Source organism: Sulfurimonas sp. NW9, assembly GCF_051132275.1.
Lineage (GTDB): Bacteria > Campylobacterota > Campylobacteria > Campylobacterales > Sulfurimonadaceae > Sulfurimonas > Sulfurimonas hydrogeniphila.
On sequence record NZ_CP093236.1, the window covers coordinates 1,453,975 to 1,476,424 of the forward strand.

At 36.7% G+C, this 22,450-nt stretch carries 24 protein-coding genes and 1 pseudogene; 13 read left to right on the forward strand and 12 right to left on the reverse strand.

Annotation, left to right across the window (positions count from 1 at the left end):
• Both MLC44_RS08255 and MLC44_RS08260 read right to left on the reverse strand, forming a co-directional pair.
• Positions 1-2,592, reverse strand: coding sequence for an ABC transporter substrate-binding protein (locus tag MLC44_RS08255; RefSeq protein WP_434656891.1), 2,592 nt, complete (start codon positions 2,590-2,592; stop codon positions 1-3).
• Positions 2,589-3,089 carry a nucleoside 2-deoxyribosyltransferase gene (locus MLC44_RS08260; RefSeq protein ID WP_151900136.1) on the reverse strand — a complete coding sequence of 167 codons (501 nt, stop codon included), beginning with the start codon at positions 3,087-3,089 and terminating at the stop codon, positions 2,589-2,591. Before MLC44_RS08260 ends, MLC44_RS08255 begins: the two co-directional genes overlap by 4 nt.
• Positions 3,090-3,366: 277 nt before the next feature.
• Here MLC44_RS08260 and MLC44_RS08265 point away from each other — a divergent pair, with 277 nt between their 5' ends.
• Positions 3,367-3,855: a DUF255 domain-containing protein gene (locus MLC44_RS08265; RefSeq protein ID WP_434656894.1), complete on the forward strand. Its 489-nt coding sequence runs from the start codon at positions 3,367-3,369 to the stop codon at positions 3,853-3,855.
• Positions 3,856-3,863: 8 nt separating this feature from the next.
• Entirely contained in the window at positions 3,864-5,297 is a 1,434-nt protein-coding gene (locus tag MLC44_RS08270) for a thioredoxin domain-containing protein (protein ID WP_434656896.1), read from the forward strand.
• On the opposite strand, the gene MLC44_RS08275 is transcribed toward MLC44_RS08270, so the two are convergent.
• Both MLC44_RS08275 and MLC44_RS08280 read right to left on the reverse strand, forming a co-directional pair.
• Positions 5,269-5,679, reverse strand: coding sequence for a CHAD domain-containing protein (locus tag MLC44_RS08275; protein ID WP_434658872.1), 411 nt, complete (start codon positions 5,677-5,679; stop codon positions 5,269-5,271). The genes MLC44_RS08270 and MLC44_RS08275 overlap by 29 nt on opposite strands.
• A complete protein-coding gene (locus MLC44_RS08280; RefSeq protein WP_434656898.1) occupies positions 5,640-6,137 on the reverse strand; it encodes a CHAD domain-containing protein in 498 nt (165 codons plus the stop codon). The genes MLC44_RS08275 and MLC44_RS08280 overlap by 40 nt, the downstream gene beginning before the upstream one ends.
• Positions 6,138-6,223: 86 nt before the next feature.
• Here MLC44_RS08280 and ppk2 point away from each other — a divergent pair, with 86 nt between their 5' ends.
• The 6 genes from ppk2 to MLC44_RS08310 all read left to right on the forward strand — a co-directional run bounded on the left by ppk2 (position 6,224) and on the right by MLC44_RS08310 (position 11,010).
• Positions 6,224-7,165 carry a polyphosphate kinase 2 gene (ppk2, locus tag MLC44_RS08285; RefSeq protein WP_188110054.1) on the forward strand — a complete coding sequence of 314 codons (942 nt, stop codon included), beginning with the start codon at positions 6,224-6,226 and terminating at the stop codon, positions 7,163-7,165.
• A gap of 63 nt (positions 7,166-7,228) precedes the next feature.
• The gene (locus tag MLC44_RS08290) at positions 7,229-7,384 is read left to right on the forward strand and encodes a hypothetical protein (protein ID WP_434656900.1); all 156 of its coding nucleotides are present in this window, start codon (positions 7,229-7,231) and stop codon (positions 7,382-7,384) included.
• Positions 7,381-7,944 (forward strand): lysophospholipid acyltransferase family protein, encoded by a 564-nt coding sequence (locus MLC44_RS08295; protein WP_434656902.1) that lies wholly within the window; start codon positions 7,381-7,383, stop codon positions 7,942-7,944. The genes MLC44_RS08290 and MLC44_RS08295 overlap by 4 nt, the downstream gene beginning before the upstream one ends.
• The gene (locus MLC44_RS08300; RefSeq protein WP_151900132.1) at positions 7,941-8,723 is read left to right on the forward strand and encodes a pyridoxine 5'-phosphate synthase; all 783 of its coding nucleotides are present in this window, start codon (positions 7,941-7,943) and stop codon (positions 8,721-8,723) included. Before MLC44_RS08295 ends, MLC44_RS08300 begins: the two co-directional genes overlap by 4 nt.
• Positions 8,720-9,664, forward strand: a complete 945-nt coding sequence (gene pdxA, locus MLC44_RS08305) for a 4-hydroxythreonine-4-phosphate dehydrogenase (RefSeq protein WP_346388864.1) — start codon at positions 8,720-8,722, stop codon at positions 9,662-9,664. The genes MLC44_RS08300 and pdxA overlap by 4 nt, the downstream gene beginning before the upstream one ends.
• 332 nt (positions 9,665-9,996) lie before the next feature.
• Positions 9,997-11,010 (forward strand): cytochrome-c peroxidase, encoded by a 1,014-nt coding sequence (locus tag MLC44_RS08310; RefSeq protein ID WP_346388865.1) that lies wholly within the window; start codon positions 9,997-9,999, stop codon positions 11,008-11,010.
• 21 nt (positions 11,011-11,031) lie between these two features.
• Here the strand turns inward: MLC44_RS08310 and MLC44_RS08315 are convergent, their stop codons facing one another.
• From MLC44_RS08315 to MLC44_RS08345, 7 genes and pseudogenes are all read right to left on the reverse strand, one after another.
• Entirely contained in the window at positions 11,032-12,411 is a 1,380-nt protein-coding gene (locus tag MLC44_RS08315) for a BatD family protein (RefSeq protein WP_434656905.1), read from the reverse strand.
• Positions 12,389-12,865: pseudogene (locus MLC44_RS08320) on the reverse strand (tetratricopeptide repeat protein); the annotation flags it as partial. The pseudogene MLC44_RS08320 and the gene MLC44_RS08315, both read right to left, overlap by 23 nt.
• A 38-nt stretch (positions 12,866-12,903) precedes the next feature.
• On the reverse strand, positions 12,904-13,935 hold the full coding sequence (locus MLC44_RS08325; RefSeq protein WP_434656908.1) for a vWA domain-containing protein: 1,032 nt from the start codon (positions 13,933-13,935) through the stop codon (positions 12,904-12,906).
• Positions 13,936-14,748: a vWA domain-containing protein gene (locus MLC44_RS08330; protein ID WP_434656911.1), complete on the reverse strand. Its 813-nt coding sequence runs from the start codon at positions 14,746-14,748 to the stop codon at positions 13,936-13,938.
• Between the two features lie 94 nt (positions 14,749-14,842).
• Positions 14,843-15,229, reverse strand: a complete 387-nt coding sequence (locus MLC44_RS08335) for a hypothetical protein (protein ID WP_151900124.1) — start codon at positions 15,227-15,229, stop codon at positions 14,843-14,845.
• On the reverse strand, positions 15,226-16,086 hold the full coding sequence (locus MLC44_RS08340; protein WP_346388869.1) for a DUF58 domain-containing protein: 861 nt from the start codon (positions 16,084-16,086) through the stop codon (positions 15,226-15,228). Before MLC44_RS08340 ends, MLC44_RS08335 begins: the two co-directional genes overlap by 4 nt.
• A 4-nt stretch (positions 16,087-16,090) precedes the next feature.
• Complete coding sequence (locus tag MLC44_RS08345; protein ID WP_151900122.1) at positions 16,091-17,038, reverse strand: AAA family ATPase; 948 nt, start codon at positions 17,036-17,038, stop codon at positions 16,091-16,093.
• A gap of 62 nt (positions 17,039-17,100) precedes the next feature.
• Here MLC44_RS08345 and amrA point away from each other — a divergent pair, with 62 nt between their 5' ends.
• The gene (amrA, locus tag MLC44_RS08350; protein WP_151900121.1) at positions 17,101-17,655 is read left to right on the forward strand and encodes an AmmeMemoRadiSam system protein A; all 555 of its coding nucleotides are present in this window, start codon (positions 17,101-17,103) and stop codon (positions 17,653-17,655) included.
• A gap of 24 nt (positions 17,656-17,679) precedes the next feature.
• Here amrA and rbr read toward each other — a convergent pair whose 3' ends face one another.
• A complete protein-coding gene (gene rbr, locus MLC44_RS08355; RefSeq protein WP_434656915.1) occupies positions 17,680-18,336 on the reverse strand; it encodes a rubrerythrin in 657 nt (218 codons plus the stop codon).
• A 165-nt stretch (positions 18,337-18,501) separates the two neighbouring features.
• On the opposite strand from rbr, the gene MLC44_RS08360 reads away from it, so the two are divergent.
• The 4 genes from MLC44_RS08360 (at position 18,502) to MLC44_RS08375 (ending at position 22,442) form a co-directional block, all read left to right on the forward strand.
• A complete protein-coding gene (locus tag MLC44_RS08360; RefSeq protein WP_151900119.1) occupies positions 18,502-19,749 on the forward strand; it encodes a serine hydroxymethyltransferase in 1,248 nt (415 codons plus the stop codon).
• Positions 19,750-19,758: 9 nt separating this feature from the next.
• A complete protein-coding gene (locus tag MLC44_RS08365) occupies positions 19,759-20,301 on the forward strand; it encodes a DUF1882 domain-containing protein (protein ID WP_151900118.1) in 543 nt (180 codons plus the stop codon).
• A gap of 61 nt (positions 20,302-20,362) precedes the next feature.
• Positions 20,363-21,013 carry an SPOR domain-containing protein gene (locus tag MLC44_RS08370; RefSeq protein ID WP_346388871.1) on the forward strand — a complete coding sequence of 217 codons (651 nt, stop codon included), beginning with the start codon at positions 20,363-20,365 and terminating at the stop codon, positions 21,011-21,013.
• Between the two features lie 16 nt (positions 21,014-21,029).
• Positions 21,030-22,442, forward strand: a complete 1,413-nt coding sequence (locus MLC44_RS08375; protein WP_151900116.1) for an anthranilate synthase component I family protein — start codon at positions 21,030-21,032, stop codon at positions 22,440-22,442.
• Positions 22,443-22,450 lie beyond the last annotated feature (8 nt).

Consider the following 22,450-nt stretch of genomic DNA (forward strand, 5'->3'; position numbering starts at 1 on the left):
TTATTTTTGTACATCTTTTGGTATGACTATGGTAAAAGTTGTACCAAACATTGAACTTTCCACACTGATACTCCCTCCAAACTGTTTTTCTATAATCATTTTTGACATGTACAGTCCAAGGCCTGTTCCGTTTTTGCCTTTGGTAGAAAAATAGGGTTCAAACAATTTGGACAAGTGTTCTTTTCTTATACCTCCCGCTTTGTCAGTCACATCAATCTGAATCTTCGGACCGCTCTGTTTACATGTAAGCTTTATAATCTTATCTTCTGTTTTTTTATTTTCGTATGCTTCAATGGCATTGTTTAACAGATTCAGTAAAACCTGTATCAGTTCATTTGCATATACATTTGCATGCAACTCAGAATCACATTCTGTTTGGAGTTCAATTTTATTTGACTTGAGTCTTGGCTCAACAAATTTTATTGCTTTTTTTAGCAATCCTCTCATGTCAGTCTCTTGAGGAGCTTTGTTTGGGCGAAAATATGTCTTGAAATCCTCAATCGTATCTGAAAGATACACAACAGAATCACTGATATCTTCCAAAGTCTGCATAATATCCTCTTTGGAAATTTGTTGTCCCATAAGATATTTTAACTGTAAATTTGAAATTTGAAGCGTAATTGTATTTAGGGGCTGTCGCCATTGATGGGCAATCATACTGATCATTTCTCCCATTACAGCCTGTTTTGACTGTGCAGTCAGAATTTCATCTTTTTTTATCAGTTCTTTTGCTTTTTCCTGTACTTTGTGTTTTAAAATTTCATTTGTCTCCTGCAGTTCTTTTGTTTTTTGCTGCACTCTTTGTTCAAGTGCCGCATTGAAGTTTTTCAATTTTCTTTGATAGTAAATCATAATAAAAAAAATGATTGCAACAACCCCTAAAACCATCCATAAAAGAAAGTAATCAACTCTTTCATGATACCGCGTGAGTCTCCAGCTGTTTTTTATTGCTTCTATCTTCTCTTTGGAAAGACTCTTCAAAGCTTTTTGCATAATTGAGTACAAGACCGGTTCATCCTTTTGCACACCTATACTTCCATGCAGCAGCCTCTCTTTTGCCAGGAATCCATTGATCTTCAGCTTTCCGTATCCATATTTGTCAATAAAATAGTCCGCCTGTTCATCTATGGATGCAATAGCATAGGCTCTGCCGTCGAGCACTTTTTTCACCATTGTATTTTTATTCTCTTCCACTTCAATATTTAAATAGGGATACAGATAGTTTAAATAATTTTTAAATGAGTTTTTTTGCACCAGCAACAACTTTCCTTTTAAAAACAGAGGGTTTTCAACAAAGGATTTGTCAAGCCTGCTTAACAATGTGAAATGGGTACTGCTAAAAGGTTTTGTCGGTCTGACAGTAGTAAAATACCTGTTATTCGTTGCCACGACTGCAAGTAGTTTGCACTTTTTTTCTTGCAGTTTTTGGAACAACTCTTCTTCTGAGTGTGATTCTACAGGAATAAACTCAAAACCTGTTTTATTGCCAATCATTGCAAACACATCAGCCATAATACCAATGTGTCTGCCGTCTTTAAATCCGTCAATCGGAAAAAAATCATAATTTACACACAAAGATATCTTTTTATGCAGCTCTATATATCTTTGTTCCTCATCTGTCAATGCGAGTCCGTTTATCCCGGGCTTTACAATAAAATCATCCAGTGTTTTTCCCGCACCCACATGAAAATCATTTTTAAAAAGCTGCATCTGTTTATGCAGGAAGTTTCTGTCTATGGAACCTATGTCATATATAAAAGGCAATATCAGTTTGTTGATTGTTTCTGCTTCATATTCCAATGTCTCTGTGTCCAGCTGTGGCGCATATTTTTCATGAATGATTTTGGCAATCTCTTTTCTGTGCGAGAGAGCATATTCCCAGCCTTTTATGGAAGCTTTTTTAAAAGCATGCACCCGGTAGGGATGGTTTTTCAGTTCAGCAGCGGAGGTAAAGAGTTCCTCCTGCAAGACAAAGAGGTTATCATTTGAGGGATCCAGAATATTATATTTTACACCGAGTTTGTCAAGTTTGTGAGGCTGATCGGAAATAAAGGCCGTCATAGCATCGACTTCACCTTTTGCAAACTCATCCACACGGTATGTTTGCGGAACCATTTTAAGATCACTTATCTTTACGCCGTATCCATCCAAATAAGGTTTAAAATTAAGCCTGAAATCATCAACTAGCGAAGACATCACTGTTTTGCCGATCAGATCTTTGGGAGAATGGATAGAAGGCTGTGTAATCAATACAAGTGCGGAACGCTTAAAAAATGACGCCAACAGAATCAGGGGTTTTCCCTGCAGATACTCCAGTAAAATAGAAGAGTTGTAAATACCGTAATTTGCTCTTTGTGAGAGAACCTCATCAACGACATCCATCCCCGTCCTGTACTCTTTGATCTCCACATCCAGACCGGCATCACGGTAAAATCCCTTTTCTTTGGCGGCAATAAATCCCGCAAACTCAAACTGATATTTCCAGTGGAGTTGCAAAGAGACTTTTTCCAAGGCATCTGCAGCGTGTCCTCGGTTTGTATCGGCTTCTGTGAAACCACATAAAAAGAAGAGTATCAATAGGAAAAATCTCATTCTCTGCCTTTTAAAAATTTTAAAACTGTTTCAAAACTGCCTTCTATAATTTTTGTAGAACAGGAGAGCATTAGATTAAGCGGATAATCAAAATCTTCTATCACTCTTGCATCCAAATCGTAAAAAGATCCCTCTTTTGCAAATCTTTCATCTTCTGTAAATCTGTCAATATAATTACAGGCAGGACTTAAGTATCCGTATACCTCTTTTTTGAGTCCATAGGCATATCCGCACTCAAAAACAGTTCCGCTGTCAGGCTCTTTCCCGCGAAAAGGATTTAAGTTGGCTATCACTATGTCAGCCTCTTGTATCATTGCAATATTTGCATCAAATATATCCTGTGCAATTTTATGTTTTTGCTGTGAAAAATCAACAATGTTGTCAAGCGGGTAGAGACCTTCATATCCATATTTTTGGCACAATTGCACTAAATTTTTTCCAATTGCAACAGAATCAGGCTCAAAAACATCAGGTCCGGCTATATAGATTTTTTTCATACAATACTCTATTCACTAAATTCAACACTATTGTATCATGTTTTTATACAAGTTGTGTAAATTACACGCTTAAGCAAAGCATCAGCCCTTTTTTCATACCCTACCATACAAAATCAATGCCATTAAGTTAAGAAATAAGTTTGATGTTTTCTTGGAACCCAGGTTTTACCCTAGGCTTTAATTTTGAAAGACACAAAGCCCGCACTAAAGTACGGGTTCCGAAAAAATTGCTTAACTTAATGGCATTGACCCTATAAAATACAAGAGGTTACAAACTATGTCAAACAGATTAGCAAACGAAGATTCTCCATACCTGCAGCAGCACAAAGACAATCCCGTAGACTGGTGGCCGTGGTGTGAGGAGGCTTTTGTTCAGGCTGAGGCCCAAAACAAAGCAATTTTCATCAGCATAGGCTACAGTTCCTGTCACTGGTGCCATGTAATGGAAGAAAAAGTATTTGAAGACAAAGAGTGTGCGGATATTTTAAATGAAAGTTTCATCTCTATAAAAGTAGACAGAGAAGAGCGTCCGGATATAGACAAATATTATCAGGAAGTATATATGCTTTTGAATCGTCGCGCCGGAGGATGGCCGACAAGTATATTTTGTACACCACAGAACAAACCCTTTTTTGCCGCCACTTACATACCGCCTGAATCAAATTCTGGCAGCATAGAAGGCATGGGTTTTAAAGAGATTACACAACTTATAGCAAGAAAAGTAAAAGAGGGGATCCCAAACTCTTTGAAAATGCCAATGAGATAGAAGGCTTTTTGGGTCAAAAAGAGCATCCAAAAGAAGCGACTGTGTTAAAAGAGGAGTTTTATAAAAATTTTCTGCTCCAAGCCAAAAACAATTATGACGCACAAAACGGCGGTTTTTCAGATAAACCGAAATTTCCACGTGCTTCCACTCTTGATGCCCTGCTTGTTGTTGCAAGACTCTACAATGATGCCGATGCAAAAACAATGCTGACAAATACACTCAAAAACATGATAAAAGGCGGTATGTATGACCTTGTAGACGGAGGCTTTTGCCGTTACAGTGTAGATGAAAAATGGCTTGTGCCGCATTTTGAAAAGATGCTCTATGACAATGCCCTGCTCTGTGGTGTCTACACAAAAGCCTATTTGCTATATGAGGATAAAACATATTTGCATATTGCAAAAGAGACAGCAGACTTCTGGTACAACTTTATGAGTGAAGATGGACTTTTTTACAGTGCAAGTGATGCCGACAGTGAGGAGGGAGAGGGAAGCTACTTTGTTTATACCTATGATGAAGTTTATACGCTTCTTGTTCAAAATGGATATGAAAATGCAAAAGAGATGTGTGAAACGATGCATGTTACGCATCACGGAAATTTTGAAGGCAAAAATATCATTCGTTTTGAAGAAGAGATTCCTGCATGGTTCAGTAATGTAAAACCGCTTCTACAAAAAATTCGACAAAAAAGAGACTACCCTTTTACAGACAAAAAAGTACAGACATCATGGTCGGGTATGATGATAAATACTTTATTTTTGCTTGGAACTGTTGATAGCAAGTACAAAGAAAAAGCCATAAAAAGCCTTGATAAACTTCTTGAAACACTCTTTATTGATGGAAAACTGTATCATACGGCACTCATGCACAAAAAGCCAAAAGTCGAAGCTTTTTTAGAAGATTATGCATTTCTCTCACAGGCACTTCTCAGCGCTTTTAAATACACACAAAATGAAATGTATCTTATACATGCCCAACGGTTTGTCAACAAAGCACTGGAAGAGTTTTACGACAAAGGACTGTGGAACTTCAGTAGCGGCGAATTTGCTGTAAAAGCCGAAATAACCGATACAACATATACAAGTTCCGTCAGTATTATGATAGATGTTCTACAAACCCTCGGAACACTTCTTGAAGATGAAAAATATACCCATTTTGCCTTTAAAACAATGGAATACAACTCTTATGAACTCGGGCGTAAGCCAATTTACTACCCCTCTATGCTTATACAGGCTTTACGATATGTCAAAGGAGACAGAGTTATAAAAACAAGCGAACAAAACATTTACAGCTACGCGTACAAACTGGCAAAAATAAAATATCCGTTCACACTGTTAAAAAGAAGTGAAACAGATGATTTCATGATATGCGGAGAGAAAAGCTGTTTTGCAAATACACAGGATGTGGATAAGATTAATCAACTTGTTGAGCAATCTTTCTAAACTCTTTCCACTTTAGAAAAAAAGCTTCTTTAAGCTTTTTTTTCCTCTTTGTATTCTCTGCTTCAAGTTGTTTTGTAAAGGTAAAAAGTTTTTTGTTTTTTTGGGATTGCAGAAAAACTTTGTGCAACTCTTTTGTTACATATATATCATGAAGTTTTCCTAAAATATCCTGTAGTTCTTTGAGTGTGTTTGTGAGAGTATCTTTCTTTTGCAGATAAGCGGAAAACAGCTCTGTGGCATATCGCAGTTTTTTTAATTTAATTCGTAATTTGTGTGCCTGTTCATCTTCCAAGACACTCCCTATTGTGGAACCGTATAAAATTATTTCATTTGTATAGCTTTTTAAAAAATTTTCGGCAAAAGGAATAATGTTTTTTTCCAGGCGGACAACTCCTTTTTTTTAAGCTTTTTTCGCCATTTTTTTGTTTGTATCCATCTTCTTAGTTCTCTTATAAGCTTTTTATATTTGTGAGACTTTAAATACTTTTGAATCTTTTTATACTCTTTTTCTCTGTAGTGGACAACAATTTTATAAAGCAGCGATTCTGTAGAAGACAATGTCTCTTTTTTCAAGTATGTTTCCATGTAAACATCAATATCACGGGCTCTGTTGCAATAAGAGGCCACGGTTGCAATTTTTATGTCAATTTTTTTTGTAATTTTTTTTGGTATTACGGATTGAAAAGTAAACAATACAGAGCGCATCCTTCTCAAAGAGACACGCATTTGATGCAGGGGTTCGGTCTCTTTTTTTGCAAGCACAGCTTTTTTGTATTTTTTTATTTTTTTAAAATCAATTTCCAAAAAATTTTTAAATGCTGATTCAATACTTACATCCATCTTTTCATACCTTCTTGTACCATTATAACATAGAACAAAATTTATGTTAAGGTGAAAGTGATTATAATAAATCAAAGGATAAAAAGATGGGACATGAAAGAACTATGCTCGAAGATGAGATAAAAGAAGGTACTGATTTAAAAGATATTGTACATGAAGACAGAAGAAAAAATAAAACAAAAGAGAAAGACACTGAGGACAAAAGAGGCAAAGACCCTCATAAGAAACGTGTTGCCGTCTGGGTAAAAGATGAAGTCCTGCGATATGAAAGTGAACTCAAAGATTTACAGATAGAACTCTTAAAAATGCAAAACCATGTCAAAGAAACAGGACAGAAGGTTTTAATGATTTTTGAAGGTCGTGATGCTGCGGGAAAAGGCGGGACTATCAAACGTATTACAGAACATCTCAATCCTCGTGGTGCAAGAGTAGTAGCCCTTGACAAGCCCAGTGACAAAGAGAGAACACAGTGGTATTTTCAAAGATATGTCCAACACCTGCCATCAGCCGGAGAGATAGTCCTTTTTGACAGAAGTTACTATAACCGTGCAGGTGTTGAGCCTGTTATGGGCTTTTGTACACAAGAGGAGCATAAAGAGTTTTTACATGAAGTTCCCGAATTTGAAAAGATGCTTGTCAATTCCAATATAAAAATTTTTAAATTCTATTTTTCTGTTTCAAAAGCCGAACAGAAAAGACGTTTTGAGAAGAGAAAAACAGACCCGCTCAAACAGTACAAACTCTCACCGGTGGATGAAAAATCACAAGATTTATGGGACAAATACACCATAGCGAAATATTCTATGCTCTTAGCATCTCATACAGACTATGCACCCTGGACAATCATTCGTTCCGATAACAAGAAAAAAGCCCGTATAAATACCATCAAACATATATTAAACCATTTTGACTATCCGAAAAAAATTGACAAACAGAAACTCAAAGCAGATGCTGACATACGTATTTCTGCCAATGATGAAATCAGAATCATGGAAACAGAGATGACCTTAAAAAAAGACAATGCGTAGGCGTGTTACAAAAGGGTTGTATATTTTTAGCTATAATTTTCTTTTTCAATGAAAGGGCACCTCATGCTAAAAGATTTAGGAAAATTTATTTTTATGATTGAGCTTGGCTTCAAATATATAAAAATTTTCAAACAAACCTATTTTCATCCGTTTATCACACAAAAATATGCCTATCAGGAACTCTCAAAAGCAAGACAGGAGTATTCAAACAAGTTTTGAACTTTTTGAATATCAAAGTAAAACCTGTAGGCAAACTTCCAAACAAAGACAAAATTCTTTATGCAATCAACCACCGTTCTCTGCTTGATATTCTCGTGATGGAAAATATTTTTTCAAGATACAGCAAAAGTGGTGCCTGGATAGCAAAACAGGAACTTTTTGAAGACCCGATATATGGCAAATTTTTTCAATACAGCGGATGTATTCCTGTAGATTTGGAAAACAAAAAAGGACTCGTACGCTTTTTTAAGACCATCAAAAGAACACTTGCCAAAGTTGATGACTTAAATATTTACATCTTTCCAGAAGGTGAGAGATACAATGGAGAAGGCATTAAACAATTTCAAAGCGGTGCTTCAAAAATAGCCAAAGCAAACAACCTTGACATAGTTCCTGTATATATCAATGACAAACTTGAAAAGGTATTTAAAAATGCCCCTTACAATGAACCTTACACTGTTGAAGTCCATATAGGCGAAATCATCAACTATGAGAATTTGGAAGAAAAGTATCTTGAATTTTATAAATCAGTAAAAGAAAAAACAAAAGGAAACAAATGAAACTTGGTGTAAACATTGATCATGTAGCAGTTTTACGAGAAGCCAGGCAGGTAAATGACCCTGATATTTTGCAGGCACTTTACGTCGCCTGTGAAAGCGGTGCTGATCAGATTACTATACACTTACGAGAAGACAGAAGACATATTCAGGACAATGATGTTACAAATATTTTGCAGTTTTCGAAGGTGCCTGTTAATTTGGAATGTTCGATTAATAAAAAAATACTCGACATTGTCAGTAAGGTCAGGCCTCATCGTGCAACCTTGGTTCCTGAAAAAAGAGAAGAAGTTACCACAGAAGGCGGACTTGATGTTTTTGCCTATGAAAATGAAATATCCTATGCAATTGAGCAACTCCATGACGCCATCATTCCTGTTTCGCTGTTTGTTGACCCCTCTACAGATGCGATAGAACAGTCAAAAAAGCTCGGAGCCGAGATGGTCGAACTTCACACCGGACTTTTTGCAAATCTTTTTGCGATGCTTCACTCCTCTTTGCCAAAATCAAATCACTCTGTAAAAGAACTTGAATTTCCAAGATATGAACTCAGTGACAGACTGGAAACTGCCCTCGAAGAGTTAAAACTCTCTGCAAGATATGCAAAAGAACTTGGTCTCGAAGTAGCAGCAGGCCATGGACTCAATTATCATAATGTAGATGAAATCATGCAGATTCAGGAGATTACAGAGTTGAACATCGGACAAAGCATTATCGCCCGCAGTGTTTTTACCGGATTACGTGAAGCGATACAAGAGATGAAAAGAGTTACAAGGCGATGAATAAGCCAACAATAGCCGTAAGTGTCGGTGATGTAAACGGTGTCGGACTGGAGATAGCACTCAAAGCACATGAAGAGATTGCTAAAATATGCCATCCGGTTTACTGCATCAATAAAAATATCTTGCAAAAAGCCTCTGCACTGTTACATGTAAGCATCCCTGATGATTTCACACTTTATGAAGTTGCGGGAGATTTTGCTCTGCAGCCGGGAAAAGTAGCTGCCAAGAGCGGTTTGTACGCCTATGATTCTTTTATGGCTGCCGTGCGTTTGTGTGAAGAAAAAAAAGCCAAAGCCGTTGTAACCTTACCGATACATAAAGAAGCCTGGATGCAGGCAGGACTTGAGTACAAAGGACATACAGACCTCTTACGCAAACACTTTGGCAAAGAAGCCATTATGATGCTAGGATGCCATAAAATGTATGTGGCACTTTTTACAGAACACATTCCACTCAAAGATGTTGCAAAAAGTATAAAATACAAAAAACTCAAACAGTTCTTTTTGGATATGCACAATACAATTCCAAAAGCCCCTGTAGCCGTGCTCGGTCTTAATCCGCATGCTGGAGACAACGGTGTTTTGGGGCATGAAGAGCTTATAATCACGAAGGCAATAAAAAGTGCCAACAAAAAAATAGGCTTTGAACAGTTTGTCGGTCCAATGGTGCCTGATGTGGCCTTTGCACCCTACTGCCGCAACAACTACAACTATTTTGCAGCAATGTATCACGACCAGGGACTTGCTCCGCTCAAAGCACTCTATTTTGACGAAAGTGTTAATATTTCACTTAACCTGCCCATCATACGCACATCAGTCGATCATGGAACTGCTTTTGACATCGCCTACAAAAATAAAGCAAAAACACTGAGTTATATCAATGCTGTACAGGCAGCATTGGATTTCATTAAATCTGAAGAATCAATTCCTTTAATAAGTTAAAAAAACTGATATTTTTTCCGAATCCGGGTTTTAACCTTGGATGTAGTCTTTTAATACCAAAAGCCCGCACTGAAGTACGGGTTCCAAACAACACTCTCTTCCCGAAATCGCTGTTTCAGACCTGAAAAATACCAAAAATGTTTTTGAAGCCTTTTCCAAACAGCACTCCTCTCTTCTGGGAATCGGTACTTCAGTGCCGACTGTTGTTGCTTTTTGTCACTCCTGTTCCAGTTTGAAAGATAAATTCCATAAATTTTTTTTAAATGATAATTATTTTCCTTTAAGATTAGTTCTGTTATACTACACCTATAAATATTTAGAAGGAAGACAAAATGAAAAAAATCGCAGCACTAGCATTAACAGCCGCTTCGTTAATGGCATCATCATTGGTTCAAGATGCAAAAAACGCAGGCCTTATGCCAATTCCGAGTTCACAAACTGAACTTTTAAAACTGATAGACAATCCGAAAAATCCTATCACAAAAGCAAAAGTAAAACTCGGTGAAAAGCTTTATATGGATCCGCGTCTTTCACGCAGTGGTCTTATTTCATGTAACACATGCCATAATTTAATGGAAGGTGGAGATGACGGCGTAGGTCCTTCAACAGGACATATGTGGAGACACAATCCGCATCACTTAAATGCACCGACAGTTTACAATGCAGTGTTCTTCGGTTCTCAGTTTTGGGACGGACGGGCAAAAGATTTGGAAGAGCAGGCACAGGGACCAGCACTTGCCCATCCTGAAATGGCAGCAACAAAAGGACATATAGAAGAAGTAGTCAAATCTATGCCGGAATATGTAAAAGCATTTAAAAAAGCATACGGTGACAATGTAAAAATCACTTTTGAAAAAATTACGGACACTATTGCAAATTTTGAACGTACACTTGTAACACCGGCACCGTTTGATGCATTTATGAATGGTTACAAAGAAGCAATGACACCAAAGCAAAAAGAGGGTCTGAAAACTTTCATTCAAGTTGGTTGTGCATCTTGTCATAACGGTGTAGCACTTGGCGGTGAAATGAATGTATTGAATGTGGCAGCAACATACAAATACATGAATACAGGTGACTTTAAAGGTGACAAAAACGGCATGGTAAAAGTACCGACACTCAGAAACATTACTGAGACTGCACCTTACTTTCACAATGGTATGATTTGGAACTTAAAAGATGCTATCAAAGAGATGGGGCGTATTCAACTTGGAATGAAAATTACGGACAAACAGGCTGAGTCTATTGAAGCATTCTTAGGTTCATTAACAGGGAAAAAACCGCATATGATGATGCCTATGCTTCCTGCTTCAACAGATAAAACTCCTAAACCGAACTTAAACTAGTTTTATAGCAACATAATGTTGCTATAAAATATCTTCTTCACAGATATATCTGATTATCTCTTTTTTCAATTGCTTAAATTCAGCATTTTCTACATTTTCAAGAGTATACAGTAATCTGTCCAGTGATCTGTTTTTTCCCAAATAAGGTACAACTTTTTTCAAAAATTTCTCTTTATCCCCAATACTCTGCAACTCTTTTTTGATCCTTTTTTCTTTGTCCGTTCTTGTAGTATTTTTCAGTACCTGATACATGTAAACTAAAAACAGTGCTGCAAATACTCCCGACAAAAAATAAACTGCTTTTTCCATCATAGTTGTCCTTTCCTTCTTTTTTGTTGTATCTTCAAACACAGCATCTTCCACATGTATCGCAAAAGCCTGTGTTGTTATCTCTTTTACTCTTTGCTCCTTGATGTCAAAATATTCTAAAGAAACAGAGGGAATTGTAAAGTTTTTATCCGAAACAATTTCAAAACTTTTTTGATAAATTTCTTCCTCTCCCTGGTGCAGTTTTTTTGTACTTTTTTCGTATACGGTTGCACCTGCTATACTTATGTTTATATCATCAAAATTATTGATATTGCCCTTGCCCTGCAGAGAGAGTGTGAATTGTACCGGCTGATTTTTTTGGACATATTTGACATTCACACTTGCATGAAGCTCATAAGAACCCATAACAGTAAGATTATTTGGAATTTTTTTCACTTCCAGGTTCAGAGCATTAGAATAAATATTTCGTTTTGCATATTTTGGGCTTGAGAGTTCTATTGCAGCTTTTATGGGATTTAAAACAAAAGTACCGCTTTTTTGGGCTATGATTTCATAGCGAAGCTCTTCGACCCATTCGCCTTTATCGTTTTTATACTCTTTGTCACTGATTTCCTGCAATGCAAAATCATTAAAACGGGGGGTCTCAACACTATAGTCTTCTACATCATCTTTACAGACAAGCCTTACATGTAACAGAAACTTTTCTCCTGCCATCGGCGTTATATTGCTGATGTTCATACTGAGTCTATAATCCGGTGAATGTGTTTGTGTGCGTTTTTTCACCTTTACATGTAAAGGCTGTGTCTTTTCAACCTTGCCGTCAACTTTGATACTAAAAGCAGGTAATGTAACATCTTCGGTCGGTGCCAAAGAGTAAATTTTAGTCACTTTGTCTGCTTTTTTCGCATGAATCAGCGTTGCCTCATGGAAAGTTCTTACATTTTGCACGATATACCCGTCTATATACTCTATCATTGGAAATGTAACATGAAAACCTTTTGCAACCACGCGAAACTCCAAAGTTTCTGTTTTGACAATCTCTTTGGGTGCAGTTGTTTGTACCCATGCATACAGTTCCAAAGGAATACAAAAGAGTAAAAAAATTATACTACCAAGGTTTTTTACTGTCACTGCTGCTCCTTTTTGTCCGGATTTTTTGCAAGAAAACAGGAGTTTTTTGTTTTTGTATTATTTTTATCCATTTTTCTTCCTCTGACAAAACCAGTTTTTGCAGTTTTATCTTGTATTTTGAACTGACTTTATAATCATTATTCATTTGTTCAAGCCTGTTTTTAAAACATACTTTTGCCGTGCCTCTGCTGAAAATCTTTTTGAGTTTTTTTCTTTTTTTAAGCTCCTGTGTAATTATCTGTAAATTCTTTTTTGTCTTATCAAAAACATGCAGTTGCAAAGAATGCTCAAACTGAGACTTTGCCAGTTCCAGTTTCCCTCTTTGTACATAACAGTTGCCGATATTGTGATAAATTTTTGCATTGAACAGTTTATCTTTGCCGAGTGCTTTTTTATAATACTTTATTGCCTGTAAATATTCATGTTTTTTATACAAAGCATTGGCAATATTATAATTAACTGCGCTTGTAGGCTTGAGCTTTTTATAACATTCTACCGCTTGCTCATACTGCTTTTTGCATAAAAAGACTTTGCTTTTTGCAGAGTTATAAAATCGAAAACACCCGCATTTACAGGAGTATTTAAAAAAGTCAGCTGCATCAGAGCAAACAACACTGTCAGTTTAACTGTATGCTTTTTTTTCAAGTTCAGTATAAAAACAAAATAGAGAATCAACAGTGCAAGCCCCAAAGGATACATAAACAGTTCCTGATACTGTTTCATATCATATGCATCAGCAGATATCTTTTGCGAACTCTTTTGTATGGCATTGAGAATTTTTTCTATGTCACCCTCTCCCCATTGATACTTTGTATAATACCCATGACTCTTTTGCACCATATTGTTCAAGGCATTATTTTTCCTGGATGCAAAATCAATGACATACAGCCTTAGATGATTTTTTCTAATATATGCAGTTTCATCCACTCTTGTGACATCTTCACCACCGTCACTCAGTAAAATTATATTTTTTGTTTTTTCCGTATGCAGCATTTTTTCACTTGCCTCAAATACACCAAAGAGATTGGTGTTTGGCTCAAATTTTTGCTTTATCTGAGCGTTTTTAAGCATATAGGCAAGAGCCTGTGTATCTTCACTAAGGGGATAAAGCATATAGCTGTTTTTAGCGAACAACAGTACCCCTACATGTAAATGCTCTGCTTTTTCGATGAGTTTTACAAGCTTTTCTTTGGCTAAAGTGAAACGGCTCGGATAAATATCTGATGAGTTCATAGATTCTGAGACATCAAGTGCAATAACAGCCGAACTACTCATCTGTTTGATCACCGTATTTTGTTTCAGATATACAGGACGGGCAAGTGCGATTATCATCAAAGATATGACAAGTAAAAAATATCTGTAGCGCATGGAAGCTTGTATTAACTGAGGATGTAATGTGAGTTGTCTGATCACTGCCTGAGAAAAAACAGTTTCGAGAATATTGTTGCTCTTTTTAAAAGAGAAAACAAAGAGTAATGCAGGAACAACCAAGAGGTACAGTACATAATCATATAAAAAGAACATTTACAACACCCCTCTCGTTTTTACATGTGCTACAAGCAAGATTGCGCACAACAACGAAAACAGAAGAAAATAAAAATATATATGCTCTTCTACATCTAAAGTATTGTACTCGAGTTCACTTTTTTGCAGCCTATCAATGCGTTTGTAGACTTTGAGTAAATCTTTTTTATTTTGCACTTCAAAGTTTTGTGCACCGTTTTTACTGGCAATAACCTTCATCATGTTGCTGTAACTTTTGTCTATGGTTATCGTATAAATTTTTATGCTGTATTTTTTTGCCAGTTTCAGTGCAAATGCAAGCGGAATTTTACTTGCAGAGTCTTCTCCGTCACTCAACAGTATAATGATTTTTGACTTGCTTTTTGCATTTTTCAAAAGCGCTGCAGAAGAGACGAGAGCATCAATCAAAGCTGTGCTTTTTCCAATAACCCCCACTTCAATCTTGCCCACGATATTTTTTTGCGCCTCTTTGTCAAAACTCAGAGGAGAGGCTATAGCGGCTGTTGTACCAAAAATGACCAAACCTATTCTGTCGCTCTTTCTCATATCTATAAAACTTTTCACGACCTCTTTTACCACATCCAGTCTGCTTTGTTTGTAATTTTTTTCATTAAAGCCATAAGTACTCATAGAACCGCTGGTATCAAGTGCCAACACAATATCAACGGCATTGCTCCTGACTGCTTTTATTTTTTTCACTACAACAGGATCGCTCAATGCAACAGTCATACATGTAATCATAGCCCATTTTAAAATTTCTCTTGCATAGTGTTTCTTCTTAACATGCAAGAGCAGTTGCAAAAAATGAGGCATATAGAAAGATTCTTTTTCCTGATTGAATAACAAAGTGCTCAAAACAAACAAAGGAAGCAGCAGCAAAAAAAAGGGATATGTAAAATGAAAGGAATTAAGCATAGAATTCTCTTAGCGTATCTAAAAAATTCTCTATTTCATGAGAGAGCTTTTGCGGTATCTGTAGAGATTTTTGTTGGTATTTATAGAGAAAAAGCTGTGAAATTATATGCTCAAGCTCTTTTTTCTGCTCTTGTGTTTTTGCCAGTTTTCTTCCGTAATAGGTAAAAAGGTAAGCACTTTGTTTGACATTATAAAAATTTGAATGCAGCAGTATTTTCAAATAGCATGTTTCGTCTGTTTTATTTTTTTGCACTCTTTTTTTATAAAAATAAAAGAGTGCAAAAAACAGTATAAAAAAAAGCAGTATAAAAAACACTAACAGATACAAAGAGTTGTCCGGTACTGTTACAGGAGCAAAAATATCATTTATTTCATTCATGTTTTCTCCATAAGACCGATAATTTTTTCAGCCGGATCTTCATCTGTGTAAATTTTCACAAAACGGACTCCTGCTGTTTTCAGTTTTTTATACAGCATCTCATCATTTTGTACTATTTTTTTTCTATAGGAATGGAGCGTTTTTTTGTTAAGGCTTATCTCTGCACTCATACCCAAAGCCGGGTCGGTAATATGCAACTCCCCAAGTTCTGCAGGATTTTCTTCAAAACGGTCACGGACAATAATAAGTACAAGCTCATGTTTCAGACTCAATGCCATCAAATTTAAATCATGCGTATCAAAAAAATCTCCGATTAAAAACAGCATGCTCTTTCTTTGAATTTGTCTGTAAAGAGCCTGTGTACTATACGAATAATCCAAAGTTTTTCCAAGAATATCAAAACTCTCAACCTTTTCTGCCAGTCTTCGCACAGCAAAGAGCTGTTTGGTCTTTTGCGTACACAAAAAGAGTGTATCACTGCAGATATAGCTCTCAAAGGGATTGTTTTGCTTGACACAGCTGTAACTGAGTAATGCACAAATCTGAGTCAGTAAATCTTTTTTCAGTATTTTCGTTCCAAAATGAAGCGAACCGCATAAAAACGGAACAATCACTACGTTGAGTTCTTTTTGCTGATGAAAAACTTTCACATAGGGTTTTGTAGTTTTTGCACTTATAATCCAGTCAATATGCCTTATATCATCTCCGCTTTCATACTCTCTGAGTTCTTGGAAATCATATCCCTCGCCTCTTTTTTTTGAAATATTTTCCCCTGCAATTTTACTAAAGACTTCTCTTTGTGTTTTGATAAGGATTAGTGCAAGTTTTTTATTGGACTCCAAAAGTGTTTTCAGCATGCTGTTACGGTATTTCTATAGATTCTAGGATTGTTTGAATAATATCATCACTGCTTAACCCCTCTGCAATGGCGTCATAACTTAAAATGATACGGTGTCGCAATACATCTTTGATGCTCAGAGCAATATCTATAGGAGAGACAAAATCATTCCCTCTTAAATAGGCTCTTGCTTTGACGGCTTTGAGCATATTTATCGTTGCACGCGGACTTGCTCCAAAAGCTATATATCGTTCCAACGCTTCAAGACCGTATTTTTTCGGATCTCTTGTTGCAAAGATCAGTCTTACTATATAGGTACTCAACTCCTCTTCGATATAAACAGCTTTTACCTCTTCTTTCATCTCTTCGAGTTCACTGGCCAAAAGAACCGGTTCAATGGTTTCAAAAGTCTCATTTGCAGCTTTTTGTGCTATTAAATACTCTTCATCTTCTGTGTTATAACCGACAATTACTTTAAACATAAAGCGGTCTAACTGCGCTTCGGGCAAAGTATACGCGCCCTCCTGCTCAATCGGATTTTGTGTTGCAAGCACCAAAAACGGAGGTTCGATTTTAAAACTTTCATCACCGATTGTAACCTGTCTCTCTTGCATGACTTCCAAGAGTGCCGATTGTACTTTTGCAGGCGCTCTGTTTATTTCATCTGCCAAAAGCAAATTTGTAAAAACCGGACCGTGTTTAATTTTAAACTCTCCGGATTTGACATCATAAATTTCTGCTCCGATAATGTCTGACGGCAGTAAATCAGGAGTAAACTGCACACGTTTAAAATCCAGGCTCAATGCTTTTGACAAGGCATTGACGGCCGTTGTTTTTGCAAGACCGGGAACCCCTTCAAGCAATATATGTCCGTTTGTAATAAGTCCGATAAGCAGAGCATCAATCATATTTTCATGACCGATGACCCCTTTTGCTATTTCTTGTTTTAATAATTTTATCTTGTTTTTCATATATAAAGTGTAGTATTAGTTTGTAAAAGATATGTAAAATATATCTACAAAGGAGTTTTATTATGGACACAGATGAATTTTACCTCACAGACGAAGAAAAAAAAGCACTCAAAGAGATAGCAAAAGCAGCGCTTTATGAAGCTGTTATACACAACCGAAAAATTGCCCTCGATGAAGAGAAAGTACCTCCAAAATTCAAACTGCACCTCGGTGCTTTTGTCACACTTAAAGAAAACGGCAGACTCAGAGGCTGTATAGGACGATTTGAACCGGATGAGCCTCTTTATCAAGTCATTATAGATATGGCAATTTCCGCTTCACGGTATGACACCCGTTTTACCCCTGTCACAAAAGAAGAACTTGACAATATAGAGATTGAAATTTCAGTGCTTACACCGAGAAAAAAAGTCAATTCTGTTGATGATGTCATTGTCGGCAAACATGGAATATATATTGAATACGGCAATAAAAACGGTACCTATTTACCGCAAGTGGCAACAGATATGGGATGGGACAAAGAGCAGTTTGTCAGAAGCTGCTGCATTGAAAAAGCGGGAATTGCACCCGAGCATTGCAAGGATGCAACGCTTTATGTATATGAAGCGATAGTCTTTTAAGACTTCCTTCATCCTCTTTGGGACCTATTTTATTTCAAGCAGTCTTGAAAAATACTCTTGCGGATGTTTACACACAGGACATTTTTTCGGTGGTTTTTTTCCATAATGAACATGCCCGCACACTTCACATATCCATGCTTCTTCTTCATCACTTTCAAACTCATGTCCGGAAGTTAGACGTTCTAAAAGCATTTTATACATTTTCTCATGCTCAATTTCCACTTTGCCAATAGCCGTAAAAAGTGCAGCTGCTTCTTTATCACCCTCTTCTTTGGCAATTTTTGCAAAATCAGGATACATATCAGAATTTTCATAATGCTCACCGTTAATGGCATCTTGAAGATTTTCCATTGTCTTGCCAAAGCTCTCTTCACTGTTGTTTTTGAGCCTGTTAAGCAGGGCAAATTCTAATTTTGCATGCTCTTTTTCATTATTTGCCGCTCTTTGGAAATGGGCAGCTATATCTCGGTAACCTTCTTTTTGTGCTACTTTTGCATAAAATTCGTATTTGTTTCGGGCTTGAGATTCTCCGGCAAACGCTTTCATAAGATTGACTAAAGTAAGATTTTGCGTAATCATCTCCATTGCCACGCCACAACAATGCAGTTCTCCTCCTCCGACTGCCTGTATTTCTACAATATTTCCACATTTGTTACATCTATACGTTTCATACTTTCTCATAGCAACACCTTTATATTGAAATTTTCCATCATTATTGCACATAGAAACTTAAGGACAGCTCTCAAAACCCTGATAAATAAAAAACAGACTCTCCATTCAGAACAATATTATTATATTTTCAGTACAATAAATATATTTTTTAATTTTTACAAGGATTTTGACACCATGAGTTTTTTAAAAGAGTACGATGAAGAAGTTTATAACTTGTGCGAAAAAGAGTTAGAGAGACAGACTAACCATCTGGAAATGATAGCAAGTGAAAACTTCACACTTCCGGCAGTAATGGAAGCTATGGGTTCGGTTTTTACAAACAAATATGCTGAAGGGTATCCGGCAAAACGCTACTATGGCGGATGTGAATATGCTGACAGCGTAGAACAGCTGGCTATAGACAGAGCATGTAAACTTTTTGGGTGCAAATATGCAAATGTGCAGCCACATTCAGGATCACAGGCAAACGGAGCTGTTTATGCGGCACTTTTAAAAGCAGGTGACAAACTTTTAGGTATGGACCTGAGCCATGGCGGACACTTGACACATGGTTCCAAACCAAGTTTTTCAGGGAAAAACTACTCCAGTTTCACCTATGGTGTTGAACTTGACGGACGTATTAACTATGACAGAGTTTTAGATATCGCTAAAATTGTACAGCCTAAAATCATCGTATGCGGGGCTTCTGCGTATGCCCGTGAAATTGATTTTAAGAAATTTCGTGAAATTGCCGATGAAGTCGGTGCAATTCTTTTTGCAGATATCGCACACATTGCAGGTTTGGTAGCCGCAGGTGAGCATCCTAGTCCATTCCCTCACGCACATGTAGTTACAACAACTACACACAAAACACTTGCAGGACCTCGCGGCGGTATGATAATGACAGATGATGAGGATATAGCAAAGAAGATAAACTCTGCTATTTTCCCGGCTCTTCAAGGCGGACCGCTTGTACATGTAATCGCTGCAAAAGCAGTTGGTTTTAAACACAATCTTACACCAGAGTGGAAAGATTATGCGAAACAGGTAAAGAAAAATGCTTCTGTATTGGCTGATGTACTTATGAAACGCGGCTATGATGTCGTAAGCGGCGGAACAGACAATCACTTAGTGCTTGTCAGTTTTGTAGGCAAAGAGATCTCCGGAAAAGATGCTGATGCAGCTCTGGGAAATGCAGGGATCACTGTCAATAAAAACACTGTTCCCGGAGAGACACGAAGTCCTTTCGTAACATCAGGTATTCGTATCGGTTCACCGGCACTTACATCTCGCGGTATGAAAGAAAAAGAGTTTGAACTCATCGCAAATAAAATGGCAGATGTTTTGGATGATATCAACAATACTGAACTTCAGGCAAAAATAAAAGAAGAACTCAAAGAACTTGCACAAAATTTTGTAATATACAACCAACCAACATATTAAGGTTCCCACATGACTGCCATGGATTTAAAACTTATAAAAATGGTAAGTGACCACTACTGGATCAAAAGAGATACGGTAGTGAACAAAATCACTTTTAAAGGGCGTACTTTTTACAATAAATTTGAAAAAGTCAATGCGCCTTTAAACCAGTCTGTGATTAACAAACATATAAAAGGTGAAATAACTGTAGCTCATTCGATTGTGGACAAAAAAGGGATTGTTGAAAATATAGTTATTGATTATAACGGCAGAGATCCTGAAAGATTTTATCACAAAGCACAGCTTCTTTTGCGAGAAGAAGGTTTTATTAACTTTACAGCCTATGAAACAAAGACCAAAGGGCATTTGCATCTCTATATTCACAAAGGGCATACAACACTGCAAGAAGCGATACAGCTTGGCAAAATGATCAGTATGAAACTGGCTGCAAAACAGCCAAAGCAGTGGAGAATGTTTCCGACAAATGATTTGCCTGATGAATACAACATTTTGACACTTCCTTATGAAGTCTATGCAAAAGAGAGAGGCGCTTCGTGGTCGAAGCATATGTGATTTTGTTCTTTAGGTTATTTTTGGTATCATAGAACAAATAAAAGATTGAGGGTATAATAGTATGAATGATAAGAATGAACTAAGTGATATTGTCCTGAATAAAAACGGCTCTTCCAGCTCAAATAAAAAAATAATTCTCGCTGTTGCCACATTGGGAATTATTCTCATAGTAGTTGTAATGCTTATGAATTCACTTAATTCCAAGGGGACAGACAATTTGCCTCAAGCTATACTGCCGCCGGAACCTCAAGCCAAAACTCTTGCACAGGAAACACCTGAAGAACCTCTTTTTGAAGAAGTGGATGTCATACAGGAAAATAATTCTGTTGATGAAGATTTAGATAAAATCGCACAAAAACTCAAACAAGAAAGTAAACAAGAACATAAAACAGTTGCTGCACCACAGAAAAAAGTAGTGACTCAAACCAAAAAAGTGACACAAAAACCTCAGATAAAACAGAAACCTCATGGAACATCAAAGGTAAAGTATTATATACAGGTGGGGTCTTTTTCAAAATATGAACCAAATAAAAAATTCCTAAAATCTATTACGAATTTAGGCTATAAATATAGATATCATAAAGTTACAGTCAATTCAAAAACACTTAACAAAGTATTGATTGGACCATTTAAAACACAAAAAGAAGCAAATAATGCTAAACGTGTTATTCGTGCCAAAATTGAGCCGGGTGCATTTTTAGTAAAATTATAATTTTACAAGGGTAATCTTGATATATTCTAAACAATTTACACAAGATCAGCTGGCACCTATTGCCGTTTATTCAAAACTAAAAGAGTTTTTCAAAGAGGAGGTCTCCTACCTTTTTGAAAGTGCCGGACAAAGTGAGGGGAACTACAGTTTTATCTGTATAGGTGCGAGAGAACGCTTACAGTTTATAGACGACAAAACAGTCTATACAGACAAAAACGGTACAAAACATATTAAAAAAGAAAATCCTTTTTCCTTTTTAAAAGAGTATTATAAAAATATAGATACAGACGAATATAAAAATGCCACAAAAAAACTAAATGTCGGTTATGTGGATGGATTTATCGGCTATATCGGTTATGATATGGTAAAAGTCTTTGAGCCAAAACTTCGATCATTCATGGACAACCTCAAAGACGAATTGAACACTCCGGACTTAGACCTGATTTTACCAAAACTTGTCCTTGTCTATTCCCATAAAAATCATCAGATTACACTTATTTCGACACTCAAAGAGTACAGTGAAAAATTTCAAGCCATTGAAAATGATTTAAAAGGCACATATACTTACAAACACAGAGTCTTCAACATTGGAGAGGACAAAGGAAGCTTTGCCCATACAAAAGAAAAATTCTTTGCCATGATAGACAAATCAAAGGAGATGATTAAAAGCGGTGATGTTTTTCAAATTTTGATGACAAATCGTTTCACCAGACATATAAAAGTGCACCCTTTTAGTTTTTATCGTATTCTTCGTACAAAAAATCCCTCCCCTTATATGTTTTTAATGGAGTATGAAGATTTCAGTATCGTCGGCTCATCGCCTGAAGTTATGGTGAGACTCACAGATACACAATTGCTTCTTCGCCCAATTGCCGGTACAAGAAAACGCGGAACTACAAAACAAAAAGACAAAGAACTTGAAAAAGAACTGCTCGCAGACCCAAAAGAGTTGGCTGAACATTTAATGCTTATAGATCTTGGCAGAAACGATGTCGGCCGGGTTGCCAAAACCGGTACAGTCAAAGTGGAAGATATTATGCATATAGAGCGTTTTTCACATGTTATGCATATTGTTTCTGATGTGGTAGCAACACTCGATGATGACAAAGATATGTTTGATCTGTTTATGGCAACATTTACAGCAGGTACTATGACCGGTGCTCCAAAAATTCGTGCTATGGAACTTATAGCCGAATATGAAGGCTTAAAACGCGGTTTTTACAGCGGCAGTGTCGGATACTTCGGGTTTGACGGAAATATGGACAGTGCAATTGCCATACGAACAGCCCTTGTAAAAGAAGACAAGGTAGTTCTTCAGGCAGGTGCAGGCATAGTTGCAGACAGTATAAAAGAACTGGAGTATCTTGAAGTAAACAATAAACTGGGTGCGCTCATTCACTCACTTGAAGATTTAGATAAAAAAGACTAAAAGAGATA

Bases quoted from the DNA above. Each gene is read 5' to 3' on its own strand.
- MLC44_RS08255 (WP_434656891.1), bottom strand. From the start codon at position 2,592: ATGAGATTTTTCCTATTGATACTCTTCTTTTTATGTGGTTTCACAGAA.
- MLC44_RS08260 (WP_151900136.1), bottom strand. From the start codon at position 3,089: ATGAAAAAAATCTATATAGCCGGACCTGATGTTTTTGAGCCTGATTCT.
- MLC44_RS08265 (WP_434656894.1), top strand. From the start codon at position 3,367: ATGTCAAACAGATTAGCAAACGAAGATTCTCCATACCTGCAGCAGCAC.
- MLC44_RS08280 (WP_434656898.1), bottom strand. From the start codon at position 6,137: ATGGATGTAAGTATTGAATCAGCATTTAAAAATTTTTTGGAAATTGAT.
- ppk2 (WP_188110054.1), top strand. From the start codon at position 6,224: ATGGGACATGAAAGAACTATGCTCGAAGATGAGATAAAAGAAGGTACT.
- MLC44_RS08290 (WP_434656900.1), top strand. From the start codon at position 7,229: ATGCTAAAAGATTTAGGAAAATTTATTTTTATGATTGAGCTTGGCTTC.
- MLC44_RS08300 (WP_151900132.1), top strand. From the start codon at position 7,941: ATGAAACTTGGTGTAAACATTGATCATGTAGCAGTTTTACGAGAAGCC.
- pdxA (WP_346388864.1), top strand. From the start codon at position 8,720: ATGAATAAGCCAACAATAGCCGTAAGTGTCGGTGATGTAAACGGTGTC.
- MLC44_RS08310 (WP_346388865.1), top strand. From the start codon at position 9,997: ATGAAAAAAATCGCAGCACTAGCATTAACAGCCGCTTCGTTAATGGCA.
- MLC44_RS08325 (WP_434656908.1), bottom strand. From the start codon at position 13,935: ATGTTCTTTTTATATGATTATGTACTGTACCTCTTGGTTGTTCCTGCA.
- MLC44_RS08330 (WP_434656911.1), bottom strand. From the start codon at position 14,748: ATGCCTCATTTTTTGCAACTGCTCTTGCATGTTAAGAAGAAACACTAT.
- MLC44_RS08335 (WP_151900124.1), bottom strand. From the start codon at position 15,229: ATGAATGAAATAAATGATATTTTTGCTCCTGTAACAGTACCGGACAAC.
- MLC44_RS08340 (WP_346388869.1), bottom strand. From the start codon at position 16,086: ATGCTGAAAACACTTTTGGAGTCCAATAAAAAACTTGCACTAATCCTT.
- MLC44_RS08345 (WP_151900122.1), bottom strand. From the start codon at position 17,038: ATGAAAAACAAGATAAAATTATTAAAACAAGAAATAGCAAAAGGGGTC.
- amrA (WP_151900121.1), top strand. From the start codon at position 17,101: ATGGACACAGATGAATTTTACCTCACAGACGAAGAAAAAAAAGCACTC.
- rbr (WP_434656915.1), bottom strand. From the start codon at position 18,336: ATGAGAAAGTATGAAACGTATAGATGTAACAAATGTGGAAATATTGTA.
- MLC44_RS08360 (WP_151900119.1), top strand. From the start codon at position 18,502: ATGAGTTTTTTAAAAGAGTACGATGAAGAAGTTTATAACTTGTGCGAA.
- MLC44_RS08365 (WP_151900118.1), top strand. From the start codon at position 19,759: ATGACTGCCATGGATTTAAAACTTATAAAAATGGTAAGTGACCACTAC.
- MLC44_RS08370 (WP_346388871.1), top strand. From the start codon at position 20,363: ATGAATGATAAGAATGAACTAAGTGATATTGTCCTGAATAAAAACGGC.